General features: G+C 37.4%; 21 protein-coding genes and 1 other RNA gene. 18 read left to right on the plus strand and 4 right to left on the minus strand.

What is annotated here, in order from left to right:
• Nucleotides 1-7: 7 nt before the first annotated feature.
• The 8 genes from J2X07_RS06220 (at nucleotide 8) to J2X07_RS06255 (ending at nucleotide 8967) form a co-directional block, all read left to right on the plus strand.
• Nucleotides 8-280, plus strand: a complete 273-nt coding sequence (locus J2X07_RS06220) for a YokU family protein (RefSeq protein WP_310257562.1) — start codon at nucleotides 8-10, stop codon at nucleotides 278-280.
• Nucleotides 281-350: 70 nt separating this feature from the next.
• Entirely contained in the window at nucleotides 351-1718 is a 1368-nt protein-coding gene (locus J2X07_RS06225; protein WP_310257563.1) for an aspartate aminotransferase family protein, read from the plus strand.
• Between the two features lie 5 nt (nucleotides 1719-1723).
• A complete protein-coding gene (locus J2X07_RS06230) occupies nucleotides 1724-2464 on the plus strand; it encodes a CoA transferase subunit A (RefSeq protein WP_396193889.1) in 741 nt (246 codons plus the stop codon).
• Complete coding sequence (locus tag J2X07_RS06235) at nucleotides 2407-3069, plus strand: 3-oxoacid CoA-transferase subunit B (RefSeq protein ID WP_310257565.1); 663 nt, start codon at nucleotides 2407-2409, stop codon at nucleotides 3067-3069. The genes J2X07_RS06230 and J2X07_RS06235 overlap by 58 nt, the downstream gene beginning before the upstream one ends.
• A 281-nt stretch (nucleotides 3070-3350) precedes the next feature.
• Nucleotides 3351-4613 carry a peptidase gene (locus tag J2X07_RS06240; protein ID WP_310257567.1) on the plus strand — a complete coding sequence of 421 codons (1263 nt, stop codon included), beginning with the start codon at nucleotides 3351-3353 and terminating at the stop codon, nucleotides 4611-4613.
• Complete coding sequence (gabT, locus tag J2X07_RS06245; protein WP_310257568.1) at nucleotides 4610-5917, plus strand: 4-aminobutyrate--2-oxoglutarate transaminase; 1308 nt, start codon at nucleotides 4610-4612, stop codon at nucleotides 5915-5917. Before J2X07_RS06240 ends, gabT begins: the two co-directional genes overlap by 4 nt.
• Nucleotides 5918-6042: 125 nt before the next feature.
• On the plus strand, nucleotides 6043-7497 hold the full coding sequence (locus tag J2X07_RS06250) for a hypothetical protein (RefSeq protein ID WP_310257569.1): 1455 nt from the start codon (nucleotides 6043-6045) through the stop codon (nucleotides 7495-7497).
• Nucleotides 7498-7530: 33 nt separating this feature from the next.
• Nucleotides 7531-8967, plus strand: a complete 1437-nt coding sequence (locus tag J2X07_RS06255; protein WP_310257570.1) for a hypothetical protein — start codon at nucleotides 7531-7533, stop codon at nucleotides 8965-8967.
• A 43-nt stretch (nucleotides 8968-9010) separates the two neighbouring features.
• Here J2X07_RS06255 and J2X07_RS06260 read toward each other — a convergent pair whose 3' ends face one another.
• Nucleotides 9011-9265, minus strand: coding sequence for a DNA alkylation repair protein (locus J2X07_RS06260; protein ID WP_310257571.1), 255 nt, complete (start codon nucleotides 9263-9265; stop codon nucleotides 9011-9013).
• A 105-nt stretch (nucleotides 9266-9370) separates the two neighbouring features.
• Between J2X07_RS06260 and J2X07_RS06265 the strand changes: the two genes are divergently transcribed.
• The 3 genes from J2X07_RS06265 (at nucleotide 9371) to J2X07_RS06275 (ending at nucleotide 10697) form a co-directional block, all read left to right on the plus strand.
• Nucleotides 9371-9511, plus strand: coding sequence for a hypothetical protein (locus J2X07_RS06265; protein ID WP_310257573.1), 141 nt, complete (start codon nucleotides 9371-9373; stop codon nucleotides 9509-9511).
• 30 nt (nucleotides 9512-9541) lie between these two features.
• Nucleotides 9542-9726, plus strand: a non-coding RNA gene (gene ssrS, locus J2X07_RS06270) — 6S RNA.
• A gap of 83 nt (nucleotides 9727-9809) precedes the next feature.
• Complete coding sequence (locus tag J2X07_RS06275) at nucleotides 9810-10697, plus strand: 5'-3' exonuclease (RefSeq protein ID WP_310257575.1); 888 nt, start codon at nucleotides 9810-9812, stop codon at nucleotides 10695-10697.
• Here J2X07_RS06275 and J2X07_RS06280 read toward each other — a convergent pair.
• Both J2X07_RS06280 and J2X07_RS06285 read right to left on the minus strand, forming a co-directional pair.
• Entirely contained in the window at nucleotides 10694-11620 is a 927-nt protein-coding gene (locus tag J2X07_RS06280; protein WP_310257577.1) for a DMT family transporter, read from the minus strand. The two genes, J2X07_RS06275 and J2X07_RS06280, sit on opposite strands and share 4 nt — an antisense overlap.
• The gene (locus tag J2X07_RS06285) at nucleotides 11613-12020 is read right to left on the minus strand and encodes a reverse transcriptase-like protein (protein WP_310257579.1); all 408 of its coding nucleotides are present in this window, start codon (nucleotides 12018-12020) and stop codon (nucleotides 11613-11615) included. The genes J2X07_RS06280 and J2X07_RS06285 overlap by 8 nt, the downstream gene beginning before the upstream one ends.
• Nucleotides 12021-12096: 76 nt before the next feature.
• On the opposite strand from J2X07_RS06285, the gene J2X07_RS06290 reads away from it, so the two are divergent.
• From J2X07_RS06290 to J2X07_RS06300, 3 genes are read left to right on the plus strand one after another with little or no spacing between them, the layout of a single operon-like run.
• Nucleotides 12097-12765 (plus strand): reverse transcriptase-like protein, encoded by a 669-nt coding sequence (locus J2X07_RS06290; RefSeq protein ID WP_310257582.1) that lies wholly within the window; start codon nucleotides 12097-12099, stop codon nucleotides 12763-12765.
• Between the two features lie 50 nt (nucleotides 12766-12815).
• Nucleotides 12816-13115: a DUF6123 family protein gene (locus J2X07_RS06295; protein ID WP_310257584.1), complete on the plus strand. Its 300-nt coding sequence runs from the start codon at nucleotides 12816-12818 to the stop codon at nucleotides 13113-13115.
• Nucleotides 13116-13118: 3 nt separating this feature from the next.
• Nucleotides 13119-13763: an HD domain-containing protein gene (locus tag J2X07_RS06300; RefSeq protein WP_310257586.1), complete on the plus strand. Its 645-nt coding sequence runs from the start codon at nucleotides 13119-13121 to the stop codon at nucleotides 13761-13763.
• A gap of 253 nt (nucleotides 13764-14016) precedes the next feature.
• Here J2X07_RS06300 and J2X07_RS06305 read toward each other — a convergent pair whose 3' ends face one another.
• Nucleotides 14017-14346 (minus strand): 2Fe-2S iron-sulfur cluster-binding protein, encoded by a 330-nt coding sequence (locus tag J2X07_RS06305; protein WP_310257588.1) that lies wholly within the window; start codon nucleotides 14344-14346, stop codon nucleotides 14017-14019.
• Between the two features lie 162 nt (nucleotides 14347-14508).
• Here J2X07_RS06305 and J2X07_RS06310 point away from each other — a divergent pair, with 162 nt between their 5' ends.
• The 4 genes from J2X07_RS06310 to J2X07_RS06325 all read left to right on the plus strand — a co-directional run bounded on the left by J2X07_RS06310 (nucleotide 14509) and on the right by J2X07_RS06325 (nucleotide 19272).
• Nucleotides 14509-16197 carry a formate--tetrahydrofolate ligase gene (locus J2X07_RS06310; RefSeq protein WP_310257590.1) on the plus strand — a complete coding sequence of 563 codons (1689 nt, stop codon included), beginning with the start codon at nucleotides 14509-14511 and terminating at the stop codon, nucleotides 16195-16197.
• A gap of 63 nt (nucleotides 16198-16260) precedes the next feature.
• Entirely contained in the window at nucleotides 16261-16410 is a 150-nt protein-coding gene (locus J2X07_RS06315; RefSeq protein WP_310257591.1) for a YycC family protein, read from the plus strand.
• Nucleotides 16411-16889: 479 nt separating this feature from the next.
• Nucleotides 16890-17750, plus strand: coding sequence for a CvfB family protein (locus tag J2X07_RS06320; protein ID WP_310257594.1), 861 nt, complete (start codon nucleotides 16890-16892; stop codon nucleotides 17748-17750).
• A 103-nt stretch (nucleotides 17751-17853) separates the two neighbouring features.
• Nucleotides 17854-19272 (plus strand): amino acid permease, encoded by a 1419-nt coding sequence (locus J2X07_RS06325; RefSeq protein ID WP_310257596.1) that lies wholly within the window; start codon nucleotides 17854-17856, stop codon nucleotides 19270-19272.
• Nucleotides 19273-19274: the final 2 nt, after the last annotated feature.

The raw sequence follows: 19274 nt of genomic DNA on the forward strand, positions 1-19274 counted from the left end.
GGAAATCATGAAGTGTTTATGGTGTGAAAACGAAAAAGCAGAACAATCAGAATTAACGGGATATTGGGAACTGCCGGATGGATCCAAAGCAGTAGAAATCACAGTTATTCCTTCTGTTTCCTGCCGTTCTTGCGGAATGGAATATCAGGAAGATCATATTGTTGATGAAATAGAAGATCAATTAATGCTAATTGACACTAAAAAGATAGATTCATCTATTTCGTATCATGAGCTGATGGCAATCCCAAGATTCTTAAAGAAGAATTACTTTAAACTCTAGCGTTTTATTGATAACGGAAATGCCATCCGTGTCATTTCCGTTTTAACCTCATGAGGAAGGAGCCTTTTTTATGAGAAAATCACATCTCATTAAACCGGTTCTAGGAAATGATTACCCAGTGATCAGCCACGGAAAAGGAATTTATTTATACGATAAAGATGGTAAGCAATATATCGATGGCTCTTCAGGTGCTATAACAGCAAATATTGGTCATGGTGTTGAAGAGATTGCTGAAGCCATGTGGAATCAAGCGAAGCACGTATCCTTTGTTTATCGGTCTCAGTTTACGAATGAAGCAGCTGAACGATTGGCTGAAAAACTAGCAGAATATGCACCAGGAGATCTTAACTCCGTATTCTTTGTTAATAGTGGTTCAGAAGCAACGGAAACGGCACTGAAAATTGCTATTCAATATTTTCAAGAACAAGGAATTCATACAAAGAACAAAGTTTTATCCAGATGGACCAGCTATCATGGAATCACCTTAGGAGCCCTTTCAATGTCGGGGCACCCTTTAAGAAGACAGCGTTTTAGTTCTTTATTAGAGGATTTCCCTGTTGCTCCTGCACCGTATTGCTATCAATGTCCATTAAAAGATACGTATCCTGGGTGCGGGGTCAGATGCGCTGATGAATTGGAAACGATCATTCAAGCAATTGGTCCAGAGCAAATTGCAGCTTTTATTGTTGAACCCGTAATCGGAGCGTCAGGCGGCGCTATCGTTCCTCCAGATGAATATTACACCAAGATAAGATCGATTTGTACAAAATTCAACATCTTAATGATTGCAGACGAAGTTATGACTGGTATGGGCAGGACAGGAAAAATGTTTGCTATGGAACATTGGGATGTTATTCCTGATATCATCACACTTGGAAAAGGGATGAGTGCAGGTTATACGCCGATGGCAGCCACTATTATTTCAGATCGTGTAATGAAAGAAATAGAAAATGGAAGCAAAATCATTATGGGTGGACATACATTTAGTGCAAACCCTCAATCAGCAGCTGCTTGTTTAGCCGTAATACAATTCATGGAGAGAAATAGCCTTATCGAAAATACAGAAACAATTGGGGAGTATTTGCTTAACAGCTTACAAAGACTTCAATGGAAACATTCAATAATCGGTGATATTAGGGGAAAAGGGCTATTGTGCGGAGTTGAATTTGTTAAGGATCCAATAACAAGAGAACCTTTTGAAATCTCTAGTAAAGTAACAGAGCGTTTATTATCTATCTGTTTTGAAAAAGGGCTGCTTGTTTATCCTGCAGTTGGAGGTGTTACTGGGTTTTCAGGGGATTCGATACTTGTTTCTCCTCCTTTAATAATAACGAAGGAACAAGTTAATGACATCATTGATATTCTCGATCATGCAGTTGGCGAACTCACAAGTTTACTAATCACTGAAGGATTGTATATTACAAAGGCCACAAGTTGAAAGAGGTGCAAATAGTGGAACAAAAAGTGAATAAGCAAATATCCATTGAAGACGCCTCTCGGTATTTTTTTAACGGCATGTCACTGATGGCAGGGGGATTTGGAGGGGTTGGTGCTCCTCCTTCCTTAATTAATATGATCTTGGAGAAAAATATACACGACATCTTGTTAATTAGTAACGACACAGGTTTTCCTTGGATTGGACCAGGTAAATTAATCACAGAAAAACGTGTAAAGAAACTAATTGCCTCCCATATTGGATCTAACCCAGAAGCAGGAAAGCAAATGCAGGAAGGGTTTCTCGAAGTTGAGTTTGTTCCTCAAGGTACTTTAGCCGAAAAGATAAGAGCTGGAGGAATGGGACTAGGCGGAATTTTGGTTGATGTCGGTCTTGGAACGGTTGTTGAAACGAACAAACAAAAAGTGGATGTGAATCATAAGACATATATGATTGAACCTGCATTAACTGCAGATGTTTCTATTGTTTACGCACAAAAAGCAGATTTTTACGGCAATCTTGTTTATGATAAAACCGCCAGAAATACGAATCCTCTCGTTGCAACAGCTGGACAGATTACAATAGCTGAAGTTGAAGAAATCGTTCCTATCGGCTCTTTGCACCCTGAAGAAATTATTACACCTGGTGTATTTGTTGATTATATTATTCAAAGTAAAGGGGTGGACTGGAAATGGGTCTGGGAGCTGAAACAAGGCACAGGATTGCAAGAAGAGCAGCGCTCGAAATAACAGATGGAATGGTTGTTAATTTAGGAATAGGCATTCCTACCCTCGTTGCAGATTACATTTCCAGTGATCTACATATCATGCTGCATACTGAGAACGGCATATTAGGAATGGGCGGTTCACCTAGAGAAGGAGAAGAGGACGGGAATTTATCAAATGCCGGTGGATATCCAGTAACCATTAAGGCAGGAGCCTCTTATTTTGACAGCGCTACAGCATTCGGAATTATTCGTAAAGGGTTACTTGATGTAACGATACTTGGTGCTCTGGAAGTAAGTGAAAAGGGTGATATCGCCAACTGGATCGTCCCAGGTAAACGCGTTCCGGGAATGGGTGGGGCGATTGACCTGGCACAAAAGGCAAAAAAGGTCATTATCTTAATGAATCATACAGATAAATATGGAAATCCAAAGATTGTCAAGGAGTGCTCACTGCCGCTGACAGTTAAAGAAGGAGCACATATGATCATTACAGAAAAAGCAGTATTTCATTGTGCAGATGGAAAATTAGTATTAAAAGAAGTGATGAATCCATATACCGTAGAAGATGTGTTGAGCTCTACAGGGGCAAACGTAATTGTAGACGAAAAAGTTTCTGTCTTTCTATAAGGATTTTTTCGTCTTCATTGTTGCTTTTGAAAGTAGTTTATTTCCGTTCCAGGTTGCTCCCTTTCCGCGGGGCAGACGGTGAGCCACATTCGTACGTTTCACGTATAAGTGTCTCACCTGCCCACCTGTCCCGCAGGAGTCTCGCACCTTGCACTCCAATCAACATGTCAATGAAGTCTCTTATTGAAAATGCCTTAAAAACTACAACCTTTTAGAAATGAGCCTTTTGAAAAAATCTTTTAGAAAACAACGTCCAATAAAAAGAAAGAGGGTAGTTATAGATGTTTGTAAAAGAAAAACTCTCTAATTGGCTTCTTCAAGAACAAGAAAATGCAGTTTTCTTTTTACAAAAAACGGTTCAAGAAGCTAGTACGACTGAAAATGAAGCAGGCGTACAAAAACTAATTGCTTCAAAATTAGAAGAGATTGGCTTGGAAGTTGATATGTGGTATCCGGATGGAGAAGAGCTGGCAGCCCATCCTTATTTTTGTGCAGGACGTACAGACTTTAGCAAGAGTCCTAATGTTGTTGGCATTTGGCGAGGTACAGGAAATGGAAAGTCACTGGTATTAAATGGACATATTGATGTTGTACCTGAAGGGGATCTTAAACAATGGGATGATCACCCTTTCAGCGGTAAAGTTATTGATGGTAAACTTTACGGCCGCGGTTCAACTGACATGAAGGGTGGAAACCTAGCCCTTTTATTAGCCATTCAGGCATTAAAAGAATCAGGTACCAAACTTAAAGGAGATCTGTATTTTCATAGTGTAATAGAAGAGGAAAGCGGCGGTGCGGGTACACTTGCCGCAGTACTTAGAGGCTATAAAGCTGACGCAGCTATCATACCAGAACCTACTAACATGAAAATATTCCCTTCACAGCAAGGCTCCATGTGGTTCAGGCTAACTGTCAAAGGAAAAGCGGCACATGGCGGTACACGGTATGAAGGTGTCAGTGCCATTGAAAAAGCAGCTGTCGTCCTTGCAGCTGTTAAAAAACTTGAAGAAATACGGAATCAGCGAATAACTGATCCATTATATAAGAATATTCCCATACCTGTCCCTATAAATATCGGTAAAATCTCTGGAGGAAATTGGCCATCTAGCGTTCCGGACACCGTTCTTCTTGAAGGTCGAATCGGGGTTGCTCCTCATGAGACACTTGAACAAGTAAAAAAAGAATTGGAAGAACATCTGGCTGCTATTGGTGACTCGTGGATAAAAGATCATCCAGTGATTATTGAATGGTTTGGGGCACAGTGGCTGCCGGGATCCATTGACACATCGCACCCCTTAATGAAAAATCTTGTTCATAATTATGAACAAGTGCTGGGAGAAAAGCCAATGATTGAGGCTTCACCATGGGGAACAGACGGCGGCCTTTTAACACAAGCCGGTAATACACCTTCCATCGTGTTTGGACCAGGTGTGACGGCTGTAGCTCATTATCCAAATGAATATATAGAGATTCATAAGATCATAGAAGCTGCTGAGATTATTGCTTTAACTATATATGACTGGTGCGGAGGGTATAGCGAATGAAGAAATCTGAAGACCTTTTAAAACGAAAAGAGCTGAATGTTCCTAGAGGCCCTTTTAATACAGTATTAAATTTTTTAGATCATGCCAGCGGCAGTACGATGACAGATGTAGATGGAAGAGAATACATTGATTTTGCCGGTGCCATCGGGACATTAAACGTAGGTCATTGTCCTCCTCGTATTGTAGATGCCTTAAAGAATCAAATCGAAAAATATATACATCCATGTTTTCACGTCATGATGTACGAACCATATATCCAGCTCGCAGAAAAACTGAATCAAATCACTCCGGGTAATCATCACAAAAAAACGTTTTTCTTAAATAGCGGTGCTGAAGCTGTTGAAAATGCAGTAAAAATTGCACGTAAGTATACAGGCAGAAAAGCAATCATCTCGTTTGAGCGCGGTTTCCATGGCCGGACCCTTTTAGCGATGTCATTAACAAGTAAAGTAAAACCTTATAAATTTGAATTTGGCCCTTTTGCACCTGAGACGTATAAAATGCCATATCCTTATTACTATCGTGATGAACGTAATGTGGAAGAAACGGATGCAGCTATTCTTAGTAAGTTTGAGGATTTTTTCTTAGGTGAAGTTCCGCCAGAAGAAATAGCAGCTATTATTTTTGAGCCTGTACAAGGTGAAGGTGGATTTGTCGTTCCTTCTAAAACGTTTGTACAAGGTCTTCGGAAGATTTGTGATAAATATAATATCCTGCTCATTGCTGATGAAATCCAAACCGGTTTTGGCCGTACAGGCAAGATGTTTGCGATTGAACACTTTGATGTTGTTCCTGATCTTATGACGATGTCAAAGTCTATTGCAGCAGGACTTCCGATCTCAGCTGTAACTGGAAAAGCTGAGATTATGGATGCACCCGCACCTGGAGAAATCGGAGGAACGTATGGAGGAAGTCCCCTCGGATGTGTGGCAGCTTTAGAGGTTATTGCCATGATTGAAGAGGAAGAATTGTTAACGAAAGCTGAAGAAATTGGTTCAATCATATTAAATACATTTAATAAATGGAAAAATCAATTTGATTTTATCGGAGATGTTAGAGGGATAGGTGCCATGTGTGCACTCGAAATCGTTCAAGACAAGTCTAGTAAAAAACCGGATGCGTTCAAAGCTAAACAAATTATAGCTGCATGCAATCAAAATGGGCTAGCCATAATGGGAGCAGGTTTATACAGCAACGTGATCAGAATATTATCACCTCTCGTTATTTCAAAAGAGCAGCTTCAAAAAGGACTCAATATCATGGAAGCTCAATTGAATAAAATCAGTGAAACTGTTTCTTTATAGCAGACTAAAACCTTGTCAATTTGGCAAGGTTTTTCCAATGTAAAAATAAGGGAAACTATTTTAGCGACTATTCTAAATATTATGGTATTATTTCTCTATATAGAGAGAAAAAGGGGATGTCATAGTTGATTAAATGGAAAAAGCTAGCCGTTGGGGGTATTTTGCTAGGCGGCTTCATCTTTTATACCCAGTTTGCCAAAAGCGCTGAACCCGCTTGGAAAGTTAATGAGAAACAATTCCATGTAGTGGACAGTTTCAATGAAGGAATGGAAAAGGAATACACAAAATTTGAAGAGCTTAGAGTAGTAGATCGTTATAAGCTTGTGAAAAAAATAAATAAAACTATTCCATTAGAAAAAGAATTAAGGACATTAACGATAGAAAGAGTTTGGAACTTAGAAGGCCGTTTATATATCTTATACAGTGTAGATTTAAAAGAACGGGACAAAAATGCACAAGATGTCCCGCGTTTACTCGTTAAAAATATGCAGCTTTCAAATGAAAAAGACGAAGAATTCTCATTTCAAGCAAGCGATAATTTCACTGCAGATTCTGGATTTGTGTTTAAGCATAGATTGTATCGCTCCATGTTTTTAGTTCCTAATCCTGAAAAACTTGAACGAGATGATTGGAGCATTTTAACAGATGCTGATCATTTCGAACTTCAAAATCTTCAAGTGTTTAATAGAGATGGTTTTGACAAAATTAAAAATATTGGTTTTAAAGTTTCATCAGAAAACATTTTAGAAAAAGTACTGGAATCATCTCCAATACATAAACAATTCACTTATGATGGCAACAAAAAAGCGGAAATAAACGCGTATGAGATTTTATTGTACAGCCGCCAGTTTGCGGTTAATATTCCAAGGGATGATAAAGATTTAATCGGTTTTTCCGGATGGATTGATCAACCCGGCACCCCCTTCTCATGGGATCTTGTAGGTACACCGGAGAAAGGATTTTCATTGCCGACCTTTGAGGAACAATTAGAGCAAAAGAATTCAAAAAAGAAAAAAGCGATTACTATTGATGCCACCTTATATAAAGATAAAAGATCTTACTCATGGACAATTCCTAAAGAAGATATCGTTAAAATGAACTCAAATCCTGATGAAGAAATTGTGAGAAATGAGCCCATAAAGACAGATAATAATTACACTTTCATTTATGAGGGGCTTCGAATATATAACGGCAAGCCTTCCATACAAATCAGTGCCATGAAAAAGGAAAAAGGAAATCACATGACAGATGGACTGCTTCCTGGAAGCTATTTTGCAGATAATGGTGTAAAGGAAGAATACGAAAGAAGCTTCAAAAAAAACATACTGCATGTATTCAACAGTCATAATAAAGCATTGAAAAATTTTGATTTGTTTAACACGGAAGACGACTTGAAAACGCAATATTTTATTACATTTTTTAAAGAGGAGATAAATAATGGGGCATTAAACACGATTAATATACCAGAAGAGACTTTAACGATTTCCATCTCTGATCTCGTATATTCGAAACTATTGCCCAACCCTGTGACAATCACCTATAAAATTCCAAAAATGAAAGCCACCTTATTTAAAAGATAAAATAGGAATCTACACAGCGAGGGGAATAGTGTTTTGCATACTAGATGGAAAAAATTATTCATCGGTCTTGTTTTAATCATTGCATTTATCTCGTATACCCAGTTTCAAAAAAGTGCTGAACCGGCATGGGAAGTCAATACAGATCATTTCCAAGTTGCAGATAGCTGGAACGAATTATTGAAATGGGAAGAATTGAAATTCCAAGATTTGAAGTTCGTTAATCACTTTCATTTGTTGAAAGACAGTAAAATTATAATCCCCATTCCTAACGAGCAACGAGAATTCAAAATCGAGAAAACATGGTATTATTCCAATCAGTTATATATTTTATACAGTGTAGATCTTTTAGAAAGAGATAATAACTTGGACGATATTCCAAAATTATTTGTAGACAAAATTAAACTTTCATCGAGTAATGGAGATTCATTCGAAACTCCTGCTGAAAGTTATAATGGGGAAATTTCACTAGATGGATATGTCTATAAACATCGATTATATCGGTCCGTAATCTTACGCTCTAATTTTGAAAATGTAAAAGATGAGACTGATTGGGAAAAAATCATCAAAAGTGACCGGTTGGAGTTTACAAAATTAAGTTTATACTCAAAAAAAGGCACGTTTAAACTTGATCCTATTTCTATTAAGGTCACTCCAATTAATGTGAATGAAGAACCAAAAATTATTAGTTCAGAACCAATAAATAAGACATTTTTACTGAAAAATAACAAGGAGATAAAAATTGGTAATTTACAATTTTATCAAATGGGTTCAAGATTATCCGTTGTTCAACAGGATGATCCTACCTTAATTTCACTTGTTGGTAATTTCAAGAAATATTTTAGAGACAGTGATGAAGAAGTCCATTCATTTGAATATCAAATTTCAAGAGATGGAAAAGGAAGAAATTATATAGAAGCCTATGGAATAATTTATGACTTAATCTCTCTGGAGGAAAAGGAAAAAGCAGAATTAATCATTTCTCATTCCATACATAAAACAAATAATTCATACGATTTTACCGTTTCTAAAGAAGAAATAAATAACTTTAAAGCTAATTCTAATGAAGATGTAATTAAAAACTTCATGATAGTTAATGAAAACGGTATTACAGGAGCATATAACGGTTTAACGCTGGATCCTGAAACTAAAAAACCTGTTATAAAATTCAAAATAAGCACTGTATCAAAAGCTTTTGATTATTTGATCTATCCGCGTCCAAAATATAAATTTAAAGAGATCGGGTCTGAAGAAAATAATTTAACCAACTTAATATCGATAAAAAATCACAATGGTAATGAGTACGAAAATTTTGAAATACACGAAACTTTCAATCAGGATGAACAAGCCTTTCTTATTTATTTTAATAACGGTCTGCCAACCGAAGATCTTACCGTCACTCTTTCAAATCTAGTTAGTATTGAACCATTAAAAAGGCCAGTTGTTATTCCATTAAAAATTCCACACAAATAAGTAAAGACTGTCAGTATGTTGCTTTTACTGACAGTCTTTTTAGTTAAGTTCTTGGATTATTTTGAGCTCGTTTAATATACATTTCTTCTTCGCCGACAACTCCGCATGCTGCACATTGAATAAGCTTTTGAGCACCTTTGTAGGGGAGATGAAACATATCGAGTTCATCGCCATCGCCATATTGCTGAACAACACTGCCAGTCGCAGGATCTAATTTAACTGAAACCGGATTTTGTTCGATCACATTAAAGCGTGTTCGATTGGTTTTACAGTTTGGACATAAATAAGGATTCGTCATAATCTATCCCTCCTTTTAATAAATAGCTTAACCAAATAAGGAAATTTTATGTAATAAATATTTAGATGCAATTTAGCCATAGTAAGTAAAAAGGAGGGATTAAACATGGGCAAACAGAAGAAGGCAAACGCAAATGCGCAGCGAAACAACAATGTGAAAGAAAACGGAGCAGAAAACCAAACCGAATTTGCTTCATATGCTGAAATGGAAGTTCAAAAAATGCATCACGGTAAAAAAACAAAATAATTTTACATCTGAATAAAGAGATTGTATAATAAAAATCTGCGATGTTCGTGGCTTTCCAATGTCTTTAACCTATGTGCTAACGACGGGAATCCAATATGATCTGTCAGGCAGTCAAGCCTTGCATTCGACTTGGAAGACTGTAACGGCAGCTGCGGATACCCACCTGAGAGATCAGGTTCCAAAGGCATATAAAGTCACGGCAGAGCGGATTTTACTTAACTTTTAACAAGCGTATTTTACATCATTGTAAAATGCGCTTTTTTCATAACATAGTACAGTGATACCGGGGGAAGAAAACATGGAAAAGAAAGAAACATTGCTTTTAATTGATGGATTTAATTTGCTGAGCAGATGTTATTTTGCTACAGCTTACGGTAAAGAAATGCACGATCTTCCGAGAAACTCTAAAGGACAATTCACGAACGCGATTCGAGTAACGATTCAAAAATTATTAATGTTAGTAAGAGAGCATGAACCTACTCATATCACAGTTGCCTGGGATGTAAAAAGAGATGAAACATTGCGCCGCGAAAAGTATGCAGATTATAAAGGAACTCGAAACGAATTACCAGAGCCGTTGATTCAGCAGTTCGAAACACTTGTTGAATTATTTGATACGATTGGCATCAGCCAACTAACGATCCCGAGATATGAAGCAGACGATATTATTGGTACGCTCGTGAATCGCTGGAGAAAAGAAAAAGATGGAGAATGTATTATCTACAGCAATGATCGTGATTTATTGCAGCTATTATGTGAAAAAACGTCTCAGCTTATTTCAATCAAACGAGATGAAATAAAATACACACTTTCACATTTCCAGGAAGAGTATGGAATTACACCATTACAGTGGATCGATGTTAAAGCACTGCTCGGCGATAAAAGTGACAACATACCGGGTGTTGCAGGAGTGGGTGATAAAGCAGCATTGCCTTTAATTCAGCAGTATGGAGCTATTGAATTTATTTATGAGAATTTTGAAACACTAGATCCAAAGTACAAACGGTACCTTAAGAAGTTAGAAGCAGGAAGAGACATGGCAATCTTAAGCAAGGATCTTTGTACCATTTTTACTGATGTCCCTGATCTTATTGAACATGATCTTGAAATATGTAAATACGAACTAGACAAACAAGCTGTCAGAGAAGCGCTGCAAGCTTTAGAAATACAAATAAGAGTGGGCTAATGGATATCCCACTCTTTTTGCTGTTTAAAAGTTAGTCTGCTAATCTTTACTTCTGATAAAATCATGCCTAACAAAATGAGAAAACAACCGAATACTGCTTTTGATCCCAAACGCTCGTTTATCATAATAAATGCTGTTGCAGCAGCAAATACTGGTTCCATCGCAAAAATTAAAGCCACTCTCGCTGGAGTTGTGAACGACTGAAAATATGTTTGAGCCAAAAAAGCTAATGCTGTTGCAAACAATGCCGTAATAAGAAGGGCAACGATTACTTCGGGTTTAAAAACTTTGCTGGATGCAAACATAGCTTGCCAATTCTCTGAAAATAAAGCTGTAATAAAGCTGCATAATGAGACTGTGAGCAATTGAACAACCGTAAGACACAATGCATCAAAGGTTTTGGCGAACTTACCCGTGAAGACAATGTGCAAAGCAAAGGAAATAGCACACAATAATATATACCCATCACCCATATTAATCGAAAAAGCGTTTTGGATCGTTAATAAATATAATCCAAAGAGGGCCAATAAAGAACTGATTCCAATCTGCCAATTTAGTTTTTGATTTAAAAATAGATAACTGAATAAAGGTACCAATACAACACTAAGTCCAGTAATAAACCCGCCTTTTGAAGAAGTGGTATACAAAAGTCCAACCGTCTGAAAACCATAGCCTAAATAAAGAAAAAACCCTAAGATCATTCCATTTCTTAATAAAGCTGTGTTTTTAAAGTGAAATAGAGGTTTACGTTTAAAAAAGAGGATAAAAAACAGTAATATAATGGCTGCAAAACTGAATCTAATCGTATTAAAAGAATAGGGCTGCAGGAAGGCAATAGCTCGCTGAACGATAACGAATGTTGTCCCCCACACCAAAGCTACCAATAATAAGTTAGCATCAGCAAACCAAGTTTTTTTAATCATGATTTGGTCTCCCATTCAGCTGAATCGCTTGTCTCGCCAGTTCATCTGCCATTTTATTTTGTTTTGAAGGGATCCATTTAATAAAAAATAATTCTAATTGATCTGCATAGGATAAAGCTTGTTCTAATAATTGAACATATCTTTTATCTTTAGCAAAACGTTTGTCTACTGCTTTTTCAACAGCTTGTGAATCCGTTCGGAACGAAACAATTTTCCAGTTATTTTCAACGCATATCTTTAATCCATGGATGAGAGCATGATATTCTGCTTCATGGTTAGACATGCTGCCTAATGGGAAACGATAAGAATGTGTCTGTCCATCGCCAGTTTTTACATAAATACCTGCACCAGACTTTCCGGGATCACCCGCGCTAGCACCATCTATATACACCTCTATCAATTGTGTCTCTCCTTCGTTTAACGTCATTTGATATGTATTATAAAGCACTTTTATAAAATCAAAAAGGAGTTTGACTATGAAGTTTTCTATCGAATATGTATACAAACATCCGAAGTCTCAAGTTAAGATTCGATTCGTTTCGGATCCAGTTTCATTAGAAGAAGCATTATTCACTGCATCAGATCTCGATAATACCGGCCGGCTCTCTGAGGTTGCTTTTATCGATAGTAAAGGCGTGAGTTGGAACAAAAAAGAACTGTTAAAACTTACAAAAGTAAAAAAAGAAGAACCGCGTGATATTAGTGTAGCCTTTGATGGCGGATTCAAAGCAGAAACAGGAGAAAGCGGACAGGGAATCGTAATCTCATACTCCCAGAATGGGGTACAATATAGACTCAAGAAAAACACCAGCTTGGATCACTTAGAATCTAATAATGAATCAGAATATGCGGCTCTTTGGATTGCTGCTAAAGAACTAGAAGCTCTTGGGGTTCAATACGAAGAAATCCGCATTAAAGGGGATTCCAAAGTAGTTATTGAACAAATGAAAGGTGAATGGCCATGTTATGAACCGAACCTCCAGAACTGGGCAGATAAAATCGAAACATTATTTAAGAAAATGCAAGTTGAACCAATTTACGAGTGGGTAACTCGTAATGAAAATAAAATTGCCGATCAACTAAGTCAACAGGCGCTCAATGGTAAATTAATTAAGGCTGTAAAAGAAGTCATTGATAATTATTGAATACAACTGGTACAATTTACTAGAATCTGTTGATTTTGGGGTTGAGATGTATGGAAGATAATATGTTAGAAGATTACATAGATTTGCTCGCTTCAAAAGGCTTTCGTCTGCCTGAGGGAGATCTTTATTTTATTGATTTTGGAAGACATTATACAGATGCATCCGATTATCAAGTAAAAATCGCACTTGAAATAACACTGATCAATCAGCTTTCTTTTGATGGAAGCTATTTTATTGCGCTCCTTGAATCGTTTGTGAAAGAAAACGTTTTTTCAAAGAAAAAAGCATATGCTTTACTTAGTCAGTTAGAAGAAAATAATGAAAGCAAACAGTCTTGTACAATGGGGTAACATATGAAACAGTTAATGATTGATCGAACAGAAGCATTTGTGAAAAAGCAATTAGTAAATGATAGCAGTGGACATGATTGGTATCATATTTACCGTGTAAAACAATTAGCAGAAAATATAGCAGAACAAGAAAAAGCAGATCGATTTATATGCATTATGGCAGCTTTATTGCATGATTTAGCCGATGAAAAGATTGCCGGAAGCGAAGAAAAAGGGCTTGCTGATGTTAAACAATGGCTCCAATCCATTCATGTGGACAATGAAGATTTAATAAATATTCTTTCTATAATTAGTACGATGTCGTTTAAAGGCGGAAACCAATCACCTATGACAACAATCGAAGGACAAGTAGTTCAGGATGCAGATCGCCTGGACGCGGTCGGAGCGATCGGCATCGGAAGGACATTTGCTTATTCAGGAGCAAAAGGACAGTTGATGTATGATCCTGAAATACCAGTAAGAGAAACAATGTCAAAAGATGAATACCGCAATCAAAAAAGTACAGCGGTCAATCATTTTTATGAGAAACTGCTGAAACTGAAAGATTATATGAATACTTCCTATGCCAAACAGCTTGCAGAAGAACGCCATAATTTTTTAAAGCAATTCCTCGATCAGTTCTTCTCAGAGTGGGAAGGGAAAAAGTAATAATATATAAAAAATGATGCTTAGCGGACAAATAATGTTCCTTTTAAGCATCTGTTTTTTATCGAAACATTTTTCGTTCATATATCCAGGTTTTTAAGTAGATTATCGAGATTTTTGAATCATATATCGAAACTTTTCAGTCATATATCGACGGGTCGTCAAAATCCGACATTAAAACGACCTACTTCTATTACTTCCTGCGAGCATATAAAAAGAGCTGCCAAAATTTTTGTGACAGCTCTCATTCAATATTTTATTCACATTCCTCTACAGGACGAGGCCCTGCATCTAAGCCTTCAGAACTCACTGTTACGATAGGTTTAATCGCCGCATCTTCAGAAACACAAATCTGGCAAGACAGTCTAATGTTTCCAGAAAGTCCTTTCGTTTCAAGTATGTTTGCTTCTTTTTCACCGATAGGACCTAAGTCACCAGAAAGAACTTCAACACGGCAAGTTGTACACTTCGCTTTTCCGCCGCAGCGGTGAAGCATGTCAACTCCATTGTCTTCTAGTGCGTTAACTAGTTTTTTACCGTTTTCAATGTTATAAGTGCCATAACCCTGAACATCAATCTTTGCCATTCAACTACCTCCTAGGGAATAACTTACCATCTTATTATACGATATCCTAACTTCAAGTAAACTAAACTGTAGTTGTAATAGAAAAACTGATAGAATCAAATACTTGTTTATTATAAGATAGAAGATGAGACTTCAATATATGTGATGGAGGGTTTTGTCAATATGTTAGAAAAGATTACCATTAAAAGTGATATCGAGATTGCCCAATCAGCAAAAATGCTGCGAATTGAAGAAATTGTAGGCCAGCTAGGAATTGATGATGAAGACTGGGAACCATATGGTAGATATAAAGGGAAGCTCTCATTAGATCTTTTTCAAAAGCTGCAAACTGTTAAAGAAGGAAAAGTAGTGTTAGTTACTGCTATTAGTCCTACACCTGCAGGAGAAGGAAAATCTACTGTTACTGTTGGATTGGGACAAGCTTTGAATCGTGTAGGGAAAAAGACAATTATTGCTTTGCGTGAACCTTCTCTTGGCCCGAGTATGGGTATTAAAGGCGGAGCTGCTGGCGGCGGATATTCGCAGATTATGCCAATGGAGGACATTAACCTTCATTTTACTGGTGATCTTCATGCGATTACAACAGCAAACAATGCCCTTGCCGCTTTAATCGATAATCACCTTCATCAGGGTAATGCGCTGAATATTGACCCTCGTCGTATTGTCTGGAAACGAGCACTAGACATGAATGATCGTGCTTTAAGAAAAATTATTATTGGTTTAGGCGGTCCTGTACAAGGTGTGCCGCGTGAAGATGGATTTGATATAACCGTTGCTTCAGAAATCATGGCAATTTTCTGTTTGGCAAACAACTTAGAAGATTTAAAGCTTCGTCTATCAAAAATGGTAGTGGCATTTGATTATGACAATCAGCCTGTCACTGCAGGCGATTTAAATGCACAAGGAGCACTTACACTCTTATTAAAAGATGCAATCAGACCAAACATCGTTCAAACTCTGGAAAACACACCTGCTCTTGTACATGGTGGTCCGTTTGCAAATATTGCACATGGCTGTAACAGTATAATCGCAACAAAACTGGCATCCAAACTAGGAGAAATGGTCGTAACAGAGGCAGGCTTCGGAGCTGACCTTGGAGCGGAAAAGTTTTTGGATATTAAAGCCAGATATGCAGAAATTAATCCAAGTGCAGTTGTTATTGTAGCTACTGTACGTGCTTTGAAAATGCATGGAGGACTTCCTAAAGACGCTTTAAAAAATCCAGATCTAGAAGCTTTAGAAAAAGGTATGCCTAACCTGGAGAAACACTTAGACACATTAAAGCAGTTTGGCGTACCTGTCGTAGTAGCGATTAATAAGTTTATAACAGATACAGAAGAAGAAGTTGCTTTCATTAAAGAGTGGTGTGCCGCAAAAGGTATTGCAGCAGAAGAAGCAGATGTATGGGCAAAAGGGGGAGAAGGCGGAGAAGACCTTGCAGCCCGCGTAATAGAAGTTATTGACACAGAAGAAAATAACTATAAACCTTTATATGAATTAAGCTTACCAATTAAAGAAAAGGTAGAAACGATATGCAAAAAAGTATATGGTGCTGGTGATGTACAATTTTCACCAAAAGCTATGAAACAACTCAAACAATATACAGAGTTTGGATGGGATAACCTTCCGATTTGTATGGCAAAAACACAATATTCTTTTTCAGATGATCCTAAAAAGCTCGGCAGACCCGAAAACTTTACTATAACAATTAGAGAGTTAAAACCATCGATTGGAGCCGGATTCATTGTTGCACTTACAGGTGATGTAATGACAATGCCAGGTTTACCGAAAGTGCCCGCCGCAAACAATATGGATGTTACAGCAGATGGAAAAGCAGTTGGCTTGTTTTAAAATTTATAGTCTTTTAGTGTCATAAAGGAATAACCCTGTTATACTTTGCTAGGAGGGATGCATATGAAACCATTACAACTTTCTGCTGATACGGCTGTAAAATTAGCAAAAGAATTAAATGTTCCACTTGAACAGTTAATGCACATGCCTCAGCATATTTTAGTAAAAAAACTGATGGAACTTGAAGCATCCAAAGATAAAAAGGATGAATAATTAAGAACAAGAAGGCGAAAACCTACTAATGTAGGTTTTTCTTTTTGGCTCTTTTTTAGAAGCTCTTTTCTTAAAGATTGTTGCTTTTAATCTTATATATTGTCTTCTTTGACAGTTGATCGGAGTGTAAGGTGTGAGACTCCTGCAGGACAGGCGGGCAGGTGAGACACTTAAAAGTGAAACGTACGAATGTGGCTCACCGCCTGCCCTGCGGAAAGCGAGCAACCGAAACGGAAATCAACTACTTTCAATAGCAACAATGAATGCGAAAACAGCCTTTTTAAAAGATTGTTGATATTAAAAGATTTTTAAAGAAGTGCTTCATAGAAAAGATTATTGGATCGGAAGGACGAGACTAACGGGGCTCACCGCACACCCTGTGGAAAGCGAGCCCCTGTAGAGGAAATTAACCTCCTTCAAAAGCAACAAAGAAAACGAAAACAGCATTATTAACTACAACTATGAAAAGGAATGAAAACATGGAATCAAAAAGACCTGGATTAGTATATTCATTGAAAGTCAAGCGCGATTCTGACTTAGGATTTGTTTTAGACTTAGATAATGGAGAAGAAGTTCTTCTCCATAAATCTGAAGCAAAGGGAAAACATGAAGAAGGAGCAATCGTTGAAGTATTTTTGTACCAAGATCACCAAGGCAGATTGGCAGCTACTGAAACAATGCCAAAAGTACAGCTGGATTCACTTGCCTGGCTTGATGTTTCAGGTGTGAATCATAAACTCGGTGTGTTTTTGTACGTCGGCATAAAAAAAGATGTGCTGTTGTCTAAAGATGATCTTCCGGAATCATGGGAAGAATGGCCAAAGCTTGGCGATAAATTATATTCTGGTTTGAAACTAGATAAAAAAGGACGTTTGTTCGCTGACTTAGGGACAGAAGAAGAGATGGTTGAACAAGCTGAAGCCGCAACTGAAGAAATGTTTAACCAACATGTCTCGGGTCATGTGTATAAAATGAATGAATCAGGTGTTTTGATCTTTACTGATTCGCAGCATATTGGATTTATTCACAACGATGAATTAAAAGTAAAACCTCGGCTTGGACAAAAATTAGAAGCTAGAGTTTCGTTCGTCAGAGAAGATGGTCGAATGAACTTATCGATGCGTCCCCGAAAAGAACAAGCTTATAACGAAGACTCTGAACGTATCTATCAATATCTTCGTGAAAATAAAGGCCAAATGCCACTGACAGACAAATCTTCGCCAGAAGAAATAAAAGCTGTGTTTCAAATGAGTAAAGCAGCGTTCAAACGTGCATTGGGTAAACTCCTGAAAGAAGAGAAGATTATTCAAGAAAACGGTAAGACTTATCTTCAAATATAGTATTGATAGAACTTGTATCCGTACAAGTTCTTTTTTTCTGAAAGAGGAATTGAATACTATCTTTTAGGGTAAAAATAGTAAGTGATTGAAAGGTGGTATTTCATTGGATAAAAGAAACCTTGGTTTATGGGTATTAACTGCCCTAGTAGTAGGAAACATGGTTGGATCTGGTATTTTTATGCTGCCAAGATCTCTAGCAGAAGTAGCAAGTCCTGGCGGTGTCATATCAGCATGGGTGATTACCGGATTTGGAGTATTGATGACCGCATTAGTGTTTGGGAATTTGTCATTAAGAAAACCTGAATTAAATGGCGGCCCTCAAAACTATGCAAAAGCATTATTTAAAGAAAACACGCATTCTTCTTTATTAGGCGGATATCTTGTAAGTTGGGGATATTGGGTAGCTAACTGGTCTGGAAACGTAGCAATCATAACAACATTCGCAAGTTATCTTTCTACTTTTTTTCCGGTGATGGAAAGTAAAAACCCGCTCTTTAAAATAGCCGGAACAACGATAACAAGCGGCGGAGTAATTACTTTTATTGTTTGTTCGATTCTTCTATGGGGTGTTCATATCCTGATTTTAAATGGAGTTGAAGGTGCAGGGAAAGTTAACTTTGCTGCAACAGCAGCTAAAGTATTAGGTTTTGTATTATTCATTATGGCATGTCTGTTCGCTTTTCAAAGCAGCAATCTTCTGCCTTTCTATCAGCCTGTTGAAGGGGAAGGCGGCGTATCTACCGGTTTCTTAGGACAGGTAAATAGCGCTGCGATAGCAACTCTTTGGGCATTTGTCGGAGTAGAGTCGGCAGTTGTATTTGCAACAAGGGCTAAGAAGAAAAGTGACGTTAAAAAGGCTACCATTCTTGGTTTATTAATTGCACTTGCTCTCTATCTCAGCATTACTCTATTAGTAATGGGCACTTTAACACAGCATGATCTTGTTTCTTCTCAAAAACCATTAGTGGATGCTTTAAAGGTAGCAATTGGACCCTCCGGGGGTATGATTATGGCCCTTTTAGGTATTATTTCTTTAACAGGAGCAACGATTGGGTGGGTTTTACTTTCTGCTGAAGTTCCTTTTCAAGCAGCTCAGCAAAAAATGTTTATACCTGCCTTCTTAAAAGAAAATCCAAAAGGAGCACCTGTTATTTCTTTATGGATTACGAACTTATGTACTCAGCTGTTTATATTTTCAGTGGTATCCAACTCAATGGCCCAGGCTTTTGATTTTATGATATTTATAGCTACACTGGCATTTTTAGTTCCCTACATCTTTGCAGCACTATATCAATTAAAGCTTGTAATTACAGGAGACACATACGAAAAATCAGATCATAAACGAATGGTTGATGGAATCATTGCAGCGATTGCAACGATCTACTCAATATGGGTGATCTATGCAGGGACTGCTGACATTAAAACATTTTTATTTGGTGTAGCACTTCTTGCTTCGGGGATTGTATTCTATCCTCTTGTACCTAAAAAAGGATATCATAAAGAAAAAAACCCGGTTGAATAACA

This window comes from Fictibacillus barbaricus (assembly GCF_031457135.1).
Lineage (GTDB): Bacteria > Bacillota > Bacilli > Bacillales > Fictibacillaceae > Fictibacillus > Fictibacillus barbaricus_A.

What these genes read in the sequence shown, in the direction of transcription:
- J2X07_RS06220 (WP_310257562.1), top strand. Translation starts at nt 8, where the DNA reads ATGAAGTGTTTATGGTGTGAAAACGAAAAAGCAGAACAATCAGAATTA.
- J2X07_RS06225 (WP_310257563.1), top strand. Translation starts at nt 351, where the DNA reads ATGAGAAAATCACATCTCATTAAACCGGTTCTAGGAAATGATTACCCA.
- J2X07_RS06235 (WP_310257565.1), top strand. Translation starts at nt 2,407, where the DNA reads ATGGGTCTGGGAGCTGAAACAAGGCACAGGATTGCAAGAAGAGCAGCG.
- J2X07_RS06240 (WP_310257567.1), top strand. Translation starts at nt 3,351, where the DNA reads ATGTTTGTAAAAGAAAAACTCTCTAATTGGCTTCTTCAAGAACAAGAA.
- gabT (WP_310257568.1), top strand. Translation starts at nt 4,610, where the DNA reads ATGAAGAAATCTGAAGACCTTTTAAAACGAAAAGAGCTGAATGTTCCT.
- J2X07_RS06260 (WP_310257571.1), bottom strand. Translation starts at nt 9,265, where the DNA reads ATGACGAATCCTTATTTATGTCCAAACTGTAAAACCAATCGAACACGC.
- J2X07_RS06265 (WP_310257573.1), top strand. Translation starts at nt 9,371, where the DNA reads ATGGGCAAACAGAAGAAGGCAAACGCAAATGCGCAGCGAAACAACAAT.
- J2X07_RS06275 (WP_310257575.1), top strand. Translation starts at nt 9,810, where the DNA reads ATGGAAAAGAAAGAAACATTGCTTTTAATTGATGGATTTAATTTGCTG.
- J2X07_RS06280 (WP_310257577.1), bottom strand. Translation starts at nt 11,620, where the DNA reads ATGATTAAAAAAACTTGGTTTGCTGATGCTAACTTATTATTGGTAGCT.
- J2X07_RS06290 (WP_310257582.1), top strand. Translation starts at nt 12,097, where the DNA reads ATGAAGTTTTCTATCGAATATGTATACAAACATCCGAAGTCTCAAGTT.
- J2X07_RS06295 (WP_310257584.1), top strand. Translation starts at nt 12,816, where the DNA reads ATGGAAGATAATATGTTAGAAGATTACATAGATTTGCTCGCTTCAAAA.
- J2X07_RS06300 (WP_310257586.1), top strand. Translation starts at nt 13,119, where the DNA reads ATGAAACAGTTAATGATTGATCGAACAGAAGCATTTGTGAAAAAGCAA.
- J2X07_RS06305 (WP_310257588.1), bottom strand. Translation starts at nt 14,346, where the DNA reads ATGGCAAAGATTGATGTTCAGGGTTATGGCACTTATAACATTGAAAAC.
- J2X07_RS06310 (WP_310257590.1), top strand. Translation starts at nt 14,509, where the DNA reads ATGTTAGAAAAGATTACCATTAAAAGTGATATCGAGATTGCCCAATCA.
- J2X07_RS06315 (WP_310257591.1), top strand. Translation starts at nt 16,261, where the DNA reads ATGAAACCATTACAACTTTCTGCTGATACGGCTGTAAAATTAGCAAAA.
- J2X07_RS06320 (WP_310257594.1), top strand. Translation starts at nt 16,890, where the DNA reads ATGGAATCAAAAAGACCTGGATTAGTATATTCATTGAAAGTCAAGCGC.